General features: G+C 64.0%; 13 protein-coding genes. 3 read left to right on the top strand and 10 right to left on the bottom strand.

Going from position 1 to position 13,188, the window contains the following annotated elements:
- Positions 1 to 29: 29 nt before the first annotated feature.
- The 5 genes from ACX80A_RS04085 to ACX80A_RS04065 form a co-directional block, all read right to left on the bottom strand.
- The gene (locus ACX80A_RS04085; RefSeq protein ID WP_459258401.1) at positions 30 to 1,136 is read right to left on the bottom strand and encodes a tartrate dehydrogenase; all 1,107 of its coding nucleotides are present in this window, start codon (positions 1,134 to 1,136) and stop codon (positions 30 to 32) included.
- Positions 1,137 to 1,206: 70 nt separating this feature from the next.
- Positions 1,207 to 2,103 (bottom strand): LysR family transcriptional regulator, encoded by an 897-nt coding sequence (locus ACX80A_RS04080; protein ID WP_459258400.1) that lies wholly within the window; start codon positions 2,101 to 2,103, stop codon positions 1,207 to 1,209.
- A 76-nt stretch (positions 2,104 to 2,179) separates the two neighbouring features.
- Positions 2,180 to 3,262: a fatty acid desaturase family protein gene (locus ACX80A_RS04075; protein ID WP_459258399.1), complete on the bottom strand. Its 1,083-nt coding sequence runs from the start codon at positions 3,260 to 3,262 to the stop codon at positions 2,180 to 2,182.
- A 182-nt stretch (positions 3,263 to 3,444) separates the two neighbouring features.
- The gene (locus ACX80A_RS04070) at positions 3,445 to 4,059 is read right to left on the bottom strand and encodes a flavin reductase family protein (RefSeq protein ID WP_459258398.1); all 615 of its coding nucleotides are present in this window, start codon (positions 4,057 to 4,059) and stop codon (positions 3,445 to 3,447) included.
- Positions 4,060 to 4,068: 9 nt separating this feature from the next.
- Positions 4,069 to 4,911: an SDR family oxidoreductase gene (locus ACX80A_RS04065; protein WP_459258397.1), complete on the bottom strand. Its 843-nt coding sequence runs from the start codon at positions 4,909 to 4,911 to the stop codon at positions 4,069 to 4,071.
- Positions 4,912 to 5,276: 365 nt separating this feature from the next.
- Between ACX80A_RS04065 and ACX80A_RS04060 the strand changes: the two genes are divergently transcribed.
- Positions 5,277 to 6,188: an SDR family oxidoreductase gene (locus tag ACX80A_RS04060; protein WP_459258396.1), complete on the top strand. Its 912-nt coding sequence runs from the start codon at positions 5,277 to 5,279 to the stop codon at positions 6,186 to 6,188.
- A 162-nt stretch (positions 6,189 to 6,350) separates the two neighbouring features.
- Here ACX80A_RS04060 and ACX80A_RS04055 read toward each other — a convergent pair whose 3' ends face one another.
- Positions 6,351 to 6,944, bottom strand: coding sequence for a vitamin K epoxide reductase family protein (locus tag ACX80A_RS04055; protein ID WP_459258395.1), 594 nt, complete (start codon positions 6,942 to 6,944; stop codon positions 6,351 to 6,353).
- 134 nt (positions 6,945 to 7,078) lie between these two features.
- Positions 7,079 to 8,038: a TIGR04086 family membrane protein gene (locus tag ACX80A_RS04050; RefSeq protein ID WP_459258394.1), complete on the bottom strand. Its 960-nt coding sequence runs from the start codon at positions 8,036 to 8,038 to the stop codon at positions 7,079 to 7,081.
- Positions 8,039 to 8,149: 111 nt separating this feature from the next.
- Between ACX80A_RS04050 and ACX80A_RS04045 the strand changes: the two genes are divergently transcribed.
- Complete coding sequence (locus ACX80A_RS04045) at positions 8,150 to 8,650, top strand: DUF456 domain-containing protein (RefSeq protein ID WP_459258393.1); 501 nt, start codon at positions 8,150 to 8,152, stop codon at positions 8,648 to 8,650.
- Positions 8,651 to 8,686: 36 nt separating this feature from the next.
- Entirely contained in the window at positions 8,687 to 10,327 is a 1,641-nt protein-coding gene (locus tag ACX80A_RS04040) for an amidohydrolase (protein WP_459258392.1), read from the top strand.
- Positions 10,328 to 10,339: 12 nt separating this feature from the next.
- Here ACX80A_RS04040 and ACX80A_RS04035 read toward each other — a convergent pair whose 3' ends face one another.
- From ACX80A_RS04035 to ACX80A_RS04025, 3 genes are all read right to left on the bottom strand, one after another.
- Complete coding sequence (locus ACX80A_RS04035; protein ID WP_459258391.1) at positions 10,340 to 12,130, bottom strand: glycoside hydrolase family 15 protein; 1,791 nt, start codon at positions 12,128 to 12,130, stop codon at positions 10,340 to 10,342.
- 9 nt (positions 12,131 to 12,139) lie between these two features.
- Positions 12,140 to 12,268, bottom strand: coding sequence for a hypothetical protein (locus ACX80A_RS04030; RefSeq protein ID WP_459258390.1), 129 nt, complete (start codon positions 12,266 to 12,268; stop codon positions 12,140 to 12,142).
- Between the two features lie 219 nt (positions 12,269 to 12,487).
- Complete coding sequence (locus ACX80A_RS04025; RefSeq protein WP_459258389.1) at positions 12,488 to 13,069, bottom strand: hypothetical protein; 582 nt, start codon at positions 13,067 to 13,069, stop codon at positions 12,488 to 12,490.
- Between the last annotated feature and the right edge of the window lie 119 nt (positions 13,070 to 13,188).

Genomic DNA, 13,188 nt, shown 5'->3' with positions numbered 1-13,188 from the left:
ATTGGTAAGATATGGTGCGGATTTTGGGTCTAGCGCGCGGTCCTGACCTGAGCCGGGGTCCGTGAAAGGGCGTTGATAATCGCCTGGGTCAACTCTGCCGTGGTGCTCGTACCGCCGAGGTCCTGCGGCAGCAGTCCGGCGGTGGTGACGCTGTTAATGGCGGCGCTGATCCTTGACGCATCCTCGGCTAGCCCAAAGTGTTGGAGCATTAGGGCCGCGCTGGCGATAGCGCCGATAGGATTGGCGACGCCGGTGCCTGCGATGTCCGGAGCGGTTCCATGCACTGGCTCAAACATGCTGGGGAACCGGCCTTCAGGATTGAGGTTGGCACTGCTGGCCAGGCCCAGACTTCCGGCCAGGGCGCTACCGAGATCAGAAAGGATGTCGGCGTTCAGGTTGGAAGCCACCACCACGGAGAGCTCCTCTGGCTTCAGGACAAATTTGGCCGCCATGGCATCCACCAGAACGCTCTCCGTCTCAACGTCCGGGTAATCCAGTGACACCCGTTTGAAGACGTCATCCCACAACACCATGCCGTACTGCTGTGCGTTGCTTTTGGTGACGCTCGAGACCTTCACATGGTCGCGGGTGCGTGCCAGTTCGAAGGCAAACCGCATGATCCGTTCGCAGCCAACCTCGGTGAAGAGCGCGCTTTGAACGGCAACTTCCCCGCCAGCGCCGCGGGCGGAAAAGTTGCGGCCACCCACGCCAGCGTACTCGCCTTCGCTGTTTTCCCGCACCACGATCCAGTCCAGGGAAACATCATCGGCTTTGCGTAACGGGCTCTGAATTCCAGGCAGGAAGTGGACAGGACGGATGTTGGCCCATTGGTCAAATCCTTGACATATGGCCAGACGGAGCCCCCACAGGCTGATATGGTCTGGCACTGTCGGCCAGCCAACGGCGCCGAAGTAGATTGCATCGAAGCCTTTCAGCTGATCGAGACCATCCGCAGGCATCATCCGGTCGTTCTCCGCGTAGTAGTCCGACCCCCACGGAAACTCGGTCCATTCAAAGGAAATCTCCTCGGCCGAGGTGCGCGAGACTTCGTCGAGGACCTGCCGGCCGGCGGCAACAACTTCTTTGCCAATGCCGTCGGCGGGAATAACAGCGATGCGAAAACGTAGGGGAGCCATAACCGCGACTCTAGACCGCGGATGTGGCGACTGTCCTAGACTTGTATCAGATGCTACCCATAGGCTTTGGCTATCGATCCATGTCAGAGGCGTATTGTCGGATGACATCCGCGAAGGCGAGAGAGGCCGGAGTCAAGGGGTGGCCCTCGCGGTAGGCCAGGGCCACCGTCAGGGTTTCAGTCGGTGTGAGGGTCATCACGGCCGCGCCGCTCTGCCGGGCGAAGCCGCTCCACGCTGCAGCGATGACGGCGAGTCCACCGCCAGCCAGCACGAGCGGCAGGATGGAGGCCCGGTGGGCGACCTCTACGGCCAGATCGACCTTGACTCCCGATGCGATGATGTTATCCACCACCCGTCGCATCACGCTGCCGGCCGGTGAGGAGATAAGACGTTGGCCTTCCAGGTCCTCATGCCGCACCACGGCGCCGTCACGGAAGGGCTTCCCCGGCCGGCCCAGGAGCACCATGTCCTGTTCCTGGATTTTCAGGATCCCGATCCCGGGTGGGGGCAGGAACTCGGTGCTGCCCAGAAGCCCGAGCTCGCACACACCGGTCTTGACGAGATTGACGACCTCGTCACCCGTATAAGCAGCGTGGGCGCTGATCATTACCCCGGGGTAGAGGTTGCCAAAACGGACGGCCACGGTGCTGAAAGGTTCAATGCCCTGAGACGGCATGAGCGCAAGGTCCACCTGGCCAACAAGCCGGCCCTTAAGCGATTCAACCATGGTCCAGACCGCTTCCAGCTCCCGGACTGCCCGCCGGGCAGGTTCGATCAGCGCCAGGCCCGGTTCGCTCACCACCACACGGCGCCCGGTGCGGTGGAAGAGTTCGACGCCGAGTTCCCGTTCCAGGGCAGCCACAGCCTGGGAGAGTGAAGGCTGCGCCACGTGGAGGTAGGCCGCAGCCCGCCCGAAACCGCCGTGGTCCACAACCCCGAGAAAGTACTTCAGGTGACGGACATCCATGCAGTGATCCTGTCACAACTGGCGGCGGCGGCCCCACCAATCGGTGCGGACCGCCGCCGTTACCGAGGCTATGGATTCACTGGTGCCGGTATTTGTTGACCATGGGGCAGTCGAACGGGTCGCGTGCGGCGAGCCCCACCCGGTTGAGGTAGGAGACCACTGCACCGTAGGACGCGGCGACTCCGACTTCGGTGTACGGCACCTTAAGGCGTTCGCAATGCTCACGGACGATGAGCGCGGCCTTGCGCAGGTGCGGGCGTGGCATGTCCGGGAACAGGTGGTGTTCAATCTGGAAGTTCAGCCCGCCGAAAGCGTTGTTGACGAAGGACCCGCCTTTGATGTTTCGTGAGGTCAGGACCTGCTTCTGGAAGAAATCGAGCTTGCTGTTCTTTGGGATGATTGGCATGCCTTTGTGGTTGGGGGCGAAGGATGCCCCCATATAGATGCCGAACACGGCCATTTGCACGCCGATGAAGGCAAACGCCATGCCGGCGGGCAGGAACCAGAACAGGATGCCGAGGTAGGCGCCGAACCGGACCGCGAGGAGCGCGAGTTCGATCCAGCGGCCCTGGACGGTTCCGGGGCGGAAGAGGGTGGCGATGGACTTGGCGTGCAGGTTCAGTCCCTCGAGGGTGAGGAGGGGGAAGAAGAGGTAGCCTTGGCGGCGGGTGATCCAGGCGTGGAATCCGGTGGCCTTCGCGGCGTCTTCCTCGGTGAAGGAAATGGTGTCGATTTCGATGTCGGGGTCCTTGCCCACCACGTTGGGGTCGTTGTGGTGGCGGGTGTGTTTGTTCATCCACCACTGGTAGCTGATGCCGACGACGCCGGCCGCCAGGATCCGCCCTGACCAGTCGTTGGCGCCGCGGGTCTTGAAGATCTGCCGGTGGGACGCCTCGTGGGCCAGGAACGCGATCTGGGTGAAGACAATGCCGAGCACCGCGGCGATCAGTAACTGGAACCAGGTGTCGCCCAGCAGGGCGAACCCCGTCCAGGCCGCGCCCATGGTCACCGCGAGTGCAGCGAAGACCGAGGCGTAGAAGCGGCGGCGACGGTTCAGCAGACCCTCCTTGCGCACCTGCTTGAGCAGGATGGAATAGGAGGCGACCAGGTCGTTCGGCTTCGAAACGCGGACGCTGCGGCCGGAAGTAGCAATGCTCATGGGGTCCCTGCGTTGGGTTCTGCTCCACAGCAGACGGAGGGATTGCTAAACCCGTGGATTGGAGCCAGTTTACGGGTTATAGCTGGATGCATCCTGTAAGTATGCGCCGCTCGGCATAACTAGAGGTGGCGCCGTAGGCCCCGACTCCGCTGCCCTTTACGGGTTGGTTTCAGCATCACCATTTAGCCGCGGAAGTGGCCTGGCCACTCATTGACGGGGATGCGGTTGATGGTCTGTACCTGACCAGTGGTGCCCCACTCGTTGCGGCCCAGCCGTGACAGAGGCCTGAGACGCTCCATCAGCGGATGAGTGCCCTCCAGGACGTCCTCAGCAATTGCTGCATGGCTGACCTCGCCGAAGACGACGAAGGAATCACCAATGGGCTGCACCAGATGCAACGTGCATTCCAGGGCGACCGGGGACTCAAGCACTCGCTGCGCTGCGACGGTCCGGCTCGGCTCGCGGGTCAGGTGCGCGGCGTCGAACTCGCTCACCTCCCGGGCGAAATTGGTGCCCGTGGCGTTGATCTGTTCGAAGAGCGGCTCGGGTGCAAAGTTCACCACGAACTCGCCGGTTTCCTCGATGTTCCGCAGGGTATCCTTTCGGCCCACTGAGGTGAACGCGACGATCGGCGGGTGCACCGACGCGACAGTAAAAAACGAGTGCGGGGCGAGGTTGTCGTTACCTGCCGCAGATCGGGATGACACCCAGGCGATGGGACGTGGCACCACAGTCGCCGTGAGCAGACGGTAAAAATCCCCCGCTGGCGTGTCGTCCCTGCTGAAGTCTCTGCGCATGTCCCGAGCCTATCGGGCGTCGCGAAGGACGTCGGTAAGGCTCAACGCCCGCCGGCCGGTGAGGTCCTGTACCGTCGTCGTCGTCGTGGCCATGTCCCCGGCGGCGATGGCGGTGTACGTGCTGACCCAGGCCTCGAGCTGCCAGCCGGGCACACCGAAGTGCTGCCGGGAGGCATATGCTTCCTCGATCGTTTCGGGTTTGTACCTGATGGTCCTGCCGGTTTCGGCGGTGATGATCGCCGCGGCATCTTCAAGGGTCAACGCCTCGGGCCCGGTCAGCTCGTAGGTCTGGCCCGCGTGTGCTGATGGGTCCTGGAGAACGACGGCGGCTACTCGCGCAACGTCGGCCCGGGCGACTCCCGCTACCCGGCCGTCGGCGGCTGGACCGCGGATGGCTCCACCATCGTCTGCCAGGAACGGCAGGATGTCCAGGTAAAGGTTGTCGCGGAGGAACGTGTAGTCCAGCTCCGAGCGCCGGATGTGCTCTTCAGTGGCCCAGTGGTCCCGACCGAGGGTGAAGGTAGCGTCCGCGGCCGCCCCGGAAAACGAGGTGTACACGATGTGCCGGACGCCGGCTTCCCTGGCGGCGTCGACGAAGGTCAGGTGCTGGTCGACCCGGTCCTGGGCCTCGCTTGCTGACACCATGAAGAGGGTGTGGACGCCGTCGAGCGCGGCAGTGGCCGCTGCACGATCCGCGTAGCTGCAGCGAGCCGCCGTCGCACCGGCCAGCACCGGTGCGCGGTCAAAGTCCCGGACCGGTAGCCGAAGGGAGAGCCCGGCCGCCGAAAGGCTGCGGGCAACGGCGCGGCCGACGGCTCCGGTGGATCCCGTAACTGCAACTGGTTTGTCCATAACCGGTCCAGCGTTGTGGCGCCGTGAATTATTTCCGCTGGCGGAGGGGTCCTGCATCGCTCGCCTAGACTGGGGGATTATGCGCTTCATCAATAAATATCGTGTGCCCATCGTCTGGCTTTTGATCGTTGCCCTCGTGGCGAGCATTGGCGCCGGTTTCTTCGCCCAGATCCTTTAGCCTCCACGCCCGCTAAGAGCGCAGGAGATCCTATCTGGGACTCAACCTTGCTGATTGCCTTGTCTTGGGTACCACCCGCCACCTAAGATAGTCAGTAGGCTTAGCTTTAGGGGAAGCGGTATCAGATCTGCTTCCCCGCTGGCCTGCACAGACCGGCTCGTTCCTACGCACGGCTAGTGAGGATTCCATGACTGACACGACTTCAGGGACCGACCAGTACACCTTCCAGGATCCCGTCACCCGATTCCCGAGCATCTCGCCGCCCAAGCAGGATCAACCCGAGCCGGGGCTGGACCGTGATCTGGAACCGCAGACCGACCGGGGGGAAACCTCCTACCGGGGGACTGGGCGACTCCAGGGTCGCAAAGCCCTCATTACGGGAGCGGATTCCGGTATTGGCGCCGCGGTGGCCATCGCCTTCGCACGGGAGGGCGCCGATGTGGCCCTGTCATACCTCCCACAGGAGGAGCCGGATGCGGTGGAGATTGCCCGCATCATCGAAGAGTGCGGCCAAAAGGCCGTCAAGCTTCCCGGTGACCTGACCGATGCAGCCTTCTGCCGGTCCCTGGTTACCGACGCCGTCGAGCAGTTGGGCGGCCTGGACATCCTGGTCAATAACGCCGGTAAGCAGATCGCCGTCGAACGCCTCGAGGATCTGACCGACGAGCAACTGGATGAAACCTTCAAGACCAACATCTACTCCTTCTTCTGGATCACCCGGGAGGCGCTGAAGCACCTGAAGCCGGGTTCGAGCATTGTGAACTCGACTTCGATTCAGGCCTACACTCCGTCATCCACGCTGCTGGACTACGCGAGCACCAAGGCTGCGATCAACAACTTCACCAAGGGACTCGCTGAGCAGCTGGCGCCGCGTGGCATCAGGGTCAACGCGGTGGCGCCGGGCCCGATCTGGACTCCGTTGCAGGTTTCGGATGGGCAGCCGAAGGACAAGTTGCCCGAGTTTGGCAAGGACACCCCACTGGGCCGTGCCGGTCAGCCCACGGAACTGGCCCCCGCGTATGTCTTCCTGGCATCGTCCGAGTCGAGCTATGTGGTGGGCGAAACCCTGAACGTCAATGGTGGCAAGCCGTCACCCTAGTCACCATGGCCGGATTTCCCTGACATCTCCCCTGCTGGAGGCTACTTCGGCCAGCCATCCGGCAGGGGAGCGCTGCGTGGGTGCTGGGGTTAGACGACCAAGGTTCGCCTGGGTGCGCCGCACCCAGTCCTCAGGAGACTCGCCACGGTCCGGTGGGTTCAGTCAGTCCACAAACACGCCGATAAACCTGAAGAACACGCTGGCCGCCGTCGCAACCAGCAGCAGCACCGCCGTCGTGCCCGTCCAGCCGCTGAGGAACGCCCGTGCTCTTTGTCCTCCCGGAAGAGCGCCGCGGAGCACATTGCGTGAGGTCAGGAATATGGTGAGCACGATCATCGCAGCCCAGACCACCATGCAGTAGGTGCAGAGGATCCCGATGGCGAAGAGGGCCTGGCTCCACAGCCAGATGGTGAATACCATCCCCAGACTCACTCCCACCTGCAGGGAGCGCCAGTACCATTTCGCCACGGTCGCCCCCGCAAGAAGCATCGCTCCGGTTGTGATGACAACGCTGAACGCAACAATGCCAAGCAGCGGATTGGGAAACCCCAGCAGGCTGGCCTGCCAGGTTTTGAAGACCTCCCCACAGGAGACAAACGCGTTGATGTCGCAAGTGGTGACGTAGTTCGGGTCGGCATAGACAGCCAGCCGTTCGAGCACCAGCTGGCCAGCTGCCAGCCATCCCACCAGCCCGGTGATCACCATCAGCAGCCCGAAGGGCCTGTCGTGAGCGAAGAGTGGTGCAGGGCTGTCCATGGTTACATCCTCGACCGATGGGCGGACGGGTGCAAAATGTGGCGCCCGCCCGGGCCGCGGGCACACCACTGCGCCCCGCTGGTTAGCTCACCAGCGGGGCGCAGTTGATAAAGGCTGTTGGCGAAGACTCGGGTCTAGCGACCGGTGTTGTCGTAGTCTGCCCGGTCGATGCGGCGGTGGTATCGCATTCCGATCAGGCCACCAAGGACCGCACCCGCAAGCGCCGCGACCAGGGCCACGATGACGGCCACGATGCCAGCCGTCGTCAGATTGCCCTCATTCAGGGGGATGCGGGGGAAGCTGTTGAGGTTCGCCAGAATGTCGAACTGCCTGCCGAAGATCAACCCGAGCACCGCTATCAGCACCGCGATAATGATCGCCCACAGCCAGACGGCGACGCCCTGCTTTGCCCCGTTGAATCGGGCCATCCGCCCGGCGACATAACCGCCAGCGAAGTAGGAGAGGAGCAGGATCACCAGCAAAATGATCGCCCCGGTGATTCCGACGGTCTGCGGGTCGGCCGCCACCTGATCGGCTGCATCGTTGAGGTCAGTGTTGGTCGAGAGTCCAAAGACGGCCCCCGCAGCAGCGACCAATGCCGTCAGCAAGACGGCCATGCCCGTCGCGGTGAGCCAGCCGAAGAACGCCGACCCAAACTTCATCCCGCCGAAGGTGTCCTTTTCGTGCTGCAGGAGTGCTGCACGCTGGGCCGGTGCCGGGAGGGCGGGGCGCTCATCCTCGGCGTCCTCGTAGCGAAAGTCATCGGGGGCAGCCGTGTGGCTTACCGGCTGCGCAGTGACCGGTTGGGCGCGCGTCGCCGGCGAGGCCGACGACGCCCCTGCCCCTGCCCCGGCGCCAGCTGCAACTGCGCCTGCCGTGCCGTCGGTGGGTATCTGGTGTTGGCGGGTAGGGGTGGCATCGGTAGTGCGGTGCACTTCGGTAGGCAGCGAATCGCCGTAACTGTGCGCCTGGGTGGGGGCGCCGTCGTCGGCGGTTGAATCAGGCCGATCTGGCGTGCCCTCAGCGTGCTTGGGGGCGGACTCGCGCGGGGTGTTGTGCTCTGACGGATCGTTCCCTGTTCCTGGCGTGCTCATGGTGCCTCCTGCTATAGGGTGCTCGTTAGGCTTTGTCAGCAACCTTAGTGTTGCCGCCGGGCGGGAACAAGCGTGGCAGGATCGGCGGCGGAGCAGTGAGAGACTTTCCCTATGGAATTTCAGATCCTGATGACCGTACTGTGCGGCCTGCTGATCGTGGTCGGCGTCGCCGGAGTCATTGTGCCAATCCTCCCGGGCAGCATCCTCATCATCGGCTCACTCCTGATGTGGGCGCTGGTAATGTCCAGTACCGCCGGATGGGTGGCATTCGGCGTGGGAACGGTACTGGCCGTTGCCGGTTTACTCGCTGGCGCTGTGCTGACCGGACGGAAGCTGCAACAGCGTCAGATTCCAGGCCGGTCCGTGGTGGTGGGTGTGATTACCGGGGTGATGGGGATGTTCCTGATCCCGGTGGTCGGGTTGTTCGTCGGCTTTGCGGGTGGTCTATTCGCCAGCGAATTTGCGCGACAGCGGGAGTTTAAGCCAGCCCTATCGTCCAGCGGGGCAGCGCTGAAGGCGACGGGCGTCGGCATCCTGGTAGAGCTCGGCCTGGCGTTGCTTGCGGGCAGCGTGTGGGTCATTGGGGTGTGGGTGCACTTCGCCACCGTCTAGGACCTATCGAACCTTTCTGCCGCTCGGAAGCGAACCATGCAACTGGATCTCATCCTCACCAACGCCCGCATCATCACCATGGACCCGGCCCGTCCCACAGCGAACAGCCTCGGCATCCTCCACGGGGTGATTGTTGGCCTCGACGACGACCTCGCGGGACTCGCAGCCAAGGACATCATCGACCTGCATCGCCGGGTGCTGATCCCTGGCTTCAACGACGCCCACTGCCACACCGCCTGGTTTGGACTCACTCTGGGCGAGGTGGATCTTTCCGCCTTCACCGATCTGGACCAGGTCTACGCCCGGCTGCATGCGGCAGCCCAGGCCTTGCCGGCGTCTCATCACGACGACGGCGGCTGGCTGGTTGCGAGCGGCTTTGACCACCACCGGTTCGGGGGAAGATTCCCCGACCGGGCCGCCCTGGACCGGGTGTCGGCTGGGCGGCCGCTCTTCATCCGGCGCACGTCAGGGCACGGCGGGATCGCCAACACCGAGGCCTTGCACCGCGCGGGGGTGCTCAAAGCAGGCTTCCCCGACCCGGTCGGCGGAAGAATCGTCCGGGATGAGGCAGGAGAACCGACCGGGCTGCTGCAGGAGACAGCGCAAGCACTGGTCCTGGACCTGCTGCGACCGTACCCTCGCAACACCCTGGTCGCTGCGATCGAACGTGCGACAGCCCGATATGCGCGTGAGGGGATTACCAGTTTCACCGATGCAGGTATTGGCGGCGGCTGGATTGGCCACGCCCCGGACGAGCTCGGCGCCTTCCAGGACGCCCGGGCGGCGGGAAAACTCCACGCACGAGCGCAACTGATGCCGGCCATCGAGACCGTACAGACCGCTGGCGAAGACACCTTGGGTAGCGGCCTCGGATTGGGGATGTACAGCGGCTTCGGTGATCACCTGCTGTCGCTGGGCCCGGCGAAGATTTTCCTGGATGGCGCGCTGTCCAGTGAGACGGCTGCCCAGACCGTGCCGTACAACACGGGCGCCGCGAACCAGGGGTACCTGCTGCACGAACCGGAATTCCTGCAGCAGCAGATGGCTGACGCGCACCGGGCCGGTTGGTCCATCGCCGCCCACGCCATCGGCGACGCCGCAATCGATCTCGCCATCGACACCTTCACCTCATTCCGGGAAGGTGGCATCGAGCAGCGTAAACTGCCGCACCGGATTGAGCATGCAGCGGTGGTGCGGCCGGACCAGTTGGCGGCGCTCGCCGGGCTGAGGGTGGCGGTGGCGCCACAGGCTTCCTTCTTCCAGCCCATCGGAGACGCGATGGCTCATTCATTGGGAGAGCGGCGGGCGGCGTTCACTTACCGGGCCAAGTCATTCCTCGACGCTGGAGTAGCGCTCGCGGGAAGTTCGGACCGGCCGTGCGCCGACGGGACGGCGCTGCGCTCCATCCAGGCGTACGTTGACCGGCTGACGTCCAGCGGCCGTGTCTTCGGAGCCGATAGCGAGCGGCTCAGTGCCGAGGAGGCACTGCGAATCTATACGGTCGGATCCGCCGAGGCCTCCGGGTGCGCCACGGTCAAGGGCCAGCTCGCCGCCGGGATGCTTGCCGACTGCGTGGTCCTGGACGTGTCCCCACTGGACGTTCCGACCGCCGACATCGCCGATATTCCCGTGCTGGCCACCCTGGTGGGCGGCCGGTTCACCCATCACCAGCTGTGACGGGACCGCCGGCTACGCTTCGTCGGACAGGGACAGTGCGGCGGTAATGAGGGCCAGGTGGCTCAACCCCTGCGGCAGGTTGCCCATGAACTCGTGCCGGTCGTCGCCGTCGATCATCTCCGCCAACAGCCCGACGTCGTTCGCCAGGGGCAGCAACGCCTCCATCTGCGACCGTGCCTCGTCCTTGCGTCCCACGTGAGCCAAAGCCGCCACCATCCAGTAGGCACACGCGACAAAGGTGGATTCCTCGTCCTGCATCCCGCTGTAGCGGTAGAGGAGCGGACCGGCCCCCAGCTCGGCGCGCAGGGCATCGATGGTGGAGGACATTCGCGGGCCGCGTTCGTAGCCAGTGATCGCGTGGAGCAGGATCGAGGCGTCCAATTCCTGGCTGCCTGGATACCAGACGTAGCTCTGACGTTCGGTCGACCAGCAGTTGTTCTCGACCCAGTCCCGGATTCGGTCCCGCTCGGCCCGCCAACGCTCCGCCGGGCGTTGCAGCTGGCCCGCCTCCGAAAGTTTCACCGCACTATCAAGGGCGTGCCAGCACCCCAGCTTCGAAGTGGTGTAGTGCCGCTCCTCGGGCAGTTCCCACATGCCGGCGTCGCGCTGTTGCCAGGTATCGCAGGCAAGGTCAGCCAGATCGGCCAGCTGGCGGGATGTGGCGGGGTCAAGGACGTGGCCGGCCTCAACATAGAGCCGCACAATGTCGAAAAGGTCACCGAAGACACCCAACTGCAGCTGACCCGCAGCAGGGTTCCCATCGACGACAGGGCCGATCCCCCGCCAGCCGGGGAGGTCTGGGGTGCGCGTCCCTTGGGGAGTGTCGCCATTAAGCCGGGTGAAGACCTGCAAATTGTCGCCCTGGGTGCGGAGGTTCTTGAGCATCCAGGAGACCGCGGCGTGAACTTCCTCCCGCAGGCCCGCACGGATCAACGCGTGCAACGTGTAGGCAGTATCCCGCAGCCAGGCATACCGGTAGTCCCAATTTTTCCCTCCCGCCCTACTCTCCGGCAGGGAGGTGGTCGCGGCAGCAGCGACCGATCCGGATGGGCTGTGGATCAGCAGCTTCAGGGCGAGAGCACTGCGGAGGACCTGATCGGCGTAGGGTCCGTCGTAACTGAATTCCCTGGACCAGGTTTGCCAGTTCTTGATGGTCCGGTCAATGCCGGCGTCCACCGAGCGGGGATCCGGGAGCGGAAGGGGCTCATCGTGGGTGGAGACGATGGCCACCAGGTGTCGCGATCCGGGTTCGGTGGTGAGAAGCCCGGAAATGGCCTGACCCTCGATCGACAGGTCCCCCTCGTTGATGCCGCGGACGCCCAGCGCCGTGCCGTTGACCCTGAGGACGGCGCCGTGGTCGGTGGACTGGACCCACGGGGAAGCGGTCTGAAAACAGTTTCCCGGGCGGATGGCCCAGCGCATTGGCACACTCCCGGTGAGGCCCTCGATTCGTCGGGCCAGCTCACCCCACGGGAGCCTGCCAGCCACCCCGGTGTTCAGGGAATCGGTGACCCGTACGGTGCCCGCGTCGGTGGTGTACGTGGTGGTGAGAACGTTGGTGCCCTCAACATAGGCCCGTTGCGTGCGGAACGGTGCCGCCGGGCACAATTCCAGCGCGCCGCCGTTGTTGGCGTCCAACAACCGGGCGAACGGCGGAGCGGAGTCGAGATCCGGAGTGGGGTACCAGTCGATTGACCCGTCGTGAGCGATCAGCGCCACCGTCCTGCCATCGCCGATGGCAGCGTAGGAGCGCAGGTCGACGTAGCCGTCTCGACGAGCGGCAACGTCGTTGGGACCAGTCATACGGTCTGGCTAGCGGCCGTGCTTCTTGTCGTACCTCGTCTTGTTGGCGCGGGTGTTCTCTGCGTTGCCACGTCGGTTGCGGAGCAGCTTGGAGGCGATGACGGGGACCAATGTCCACAGGATTCTCTTGAGCAGCACGACGTGTTCCTTATCTATCTAGGGCCCGCGGGGTCCCGCGGAAACCCTAAGCTTACTTAGAGTTTGTCGGAAAGAAAACCCGAGGTCTTCAGTTGGTCGGAGTCACAAACTCCTTCAACGCAGCCAGTTGAGCCAGCCGACACTTAAGCTTGAGGTACATCATATGCCCGGCCTCGTGATGATGGTGGGTGAATCGGGCCCTCATTTGATCGGTTAGATTCATATGCGCAAATACGTATTCGGCGGCGAAGTGAGGGGTAGCGCCGTCCTGATAGCCGTAGTCCACGTGTCGCGAAGAGCGGGGTTGTGGACCAGGAGGCGTTCAAGGGTTTGGCTGACATCGACGGGAGCGCCTTCGAACGTCTTATAGCTCCATGGAGGCACCCGGGCCGTCAGCACCTCATAAGAGAGGTCGTTTTCGTAGCCAAGCTCCGTCCGGACGTAGTGGTTCGTGGCTGCCGCATAGGGGCCGGTGATGGCACGGATACTCGGGTCATCGGGCATGGCCGAATCCTGCCGATTCGCGGGCTGCGCCGTAAAGCGGCCATCAATCCGGCCAATGATAAGCCCGTCCGCACGCAACAGTTCGACGGCGAACCCGCCGTATTGCCAACGGAGATTGGTCCGGCGAATGCTCGCTTCGTCGAGGGTGGTGATTGCGGCGAGTCGGGCGACGACGTCGTCGTACTCCGCGGTGGTCAGCCTGCTGCCCTGCGTGAGCGCGTACCCGTAGCCCCTGGCGGCGAAGTCTTCGGCTTCCCTGACGACGTCGGCCATGGGATCTACGGTGTCAGCAGCCATGAGTAGAGCGTGCAAGTAGCTAAAAGAGGCAATCAATCAAGGTCGTTGTCGTCCCGGGGGCGCCTGGCTCGCCGTCGTCGCCGGCCCGGTTGTCAACCTAGACATTCGAGCGCGATATA

The sequence above is a fragment of the Arthrobacter sp. TMN-50 genome (genome assembly GCF_054511125.1).
Note: the sequence above shows the minus strand (reverse complement) of the source record. Positions and strands in the feature narration are given on the sequence as shown.

Excerpts from the sequence above, each read along its gene's own strand:
- ACX80A_RS04050 (WP_459258394.1), bottom strand. The coding sequence starts at position 8,038 with ATGAGCACGCCAGGAACAGGGAACGATCCGTCAGAGCACAACACCCCG.
- ACX80A_RS04045 (WP_459258393.1), top strand. The coding sequence starts at position 8,150 with ATGGAATTTCAGATCCTGATGACCGTACTGTGCGGCCTGCTGATCGTG.
- ACX80A_RS04085 (WP_459258401.1), bottom strand. The coding sequence starts at position 1,136 with ATGGCTCCCCTACGTTTTCGCATCGCTGTTATTCCCGCCGACGGCATT.
- ACX80A_RS04025 (WP_459258389.1), bottom strand. The coding sequence starts at position 13,069 with ATGGCTGCTGACACCGTAGATCCCATGGCCGACGTCGTCAGGGAAGCC.
- ACX80A_RS04075 (WP_459258399.1), bottom strand. The coding sequence starts at position 3,262 with ATGAGCATTGCTACTTCCGGCCGCAGCGTCCGCGTTTCGAAGCCGAAC.
- ACX80A_RS04040 (WP_459258392.1), top strand. The coding sequence starts at position 8,687 with ATGCAACTGGATCTCATCCTCACCAACGCCCGCATCATCACCATGGAC.
- ACX80A_RS04080 (WP_459258400.1), bottom strand. The coding sequence starts at position 2,103 with ATGGATGTCCGTCACCTGAAGTACTTTCTCGGGGTTGTGGACCACGGC.
- ACX80A_RS04060 (WP_459258396.1), top strand. The coding sequence starts at position 5,277 with ATGACTGACACGACTTCAGGGACCGACCAGTACACCTTCCAGGATCCC.
- ACX80A_RS04070 (WP_459258398.1), bottom strand. The coding sequence starts at position 4,059 with ATGCGCAGAGACTTCAGCAGGGACGACACGCCAGCGGGGGATTTTTAC.
- ACX80A_RS04065 (WP_459258397.1), bottom strand. The coding sequence starts at position 4,911 with ATGGACAAACCAGTTGCAGTTACGGGATCCACCGGAGCCGTCGGCCGC.
- ACX80A_RS04055 (WP_459258395.1), bottom strand. The coding sequence starts at position 6,944 with ATGGACAGCCCTGCACCACTCTTCGCTCACGACAGGCCCTTCGGGCTG.
- ACX80A_RS04035 (WP_459258391.1), bottom strand. The coding sequence starts at position 12,130 with ATGACTGGTCCCAACGACGTTGCCGCTCGTCGAGACGGCTACGTCGAC.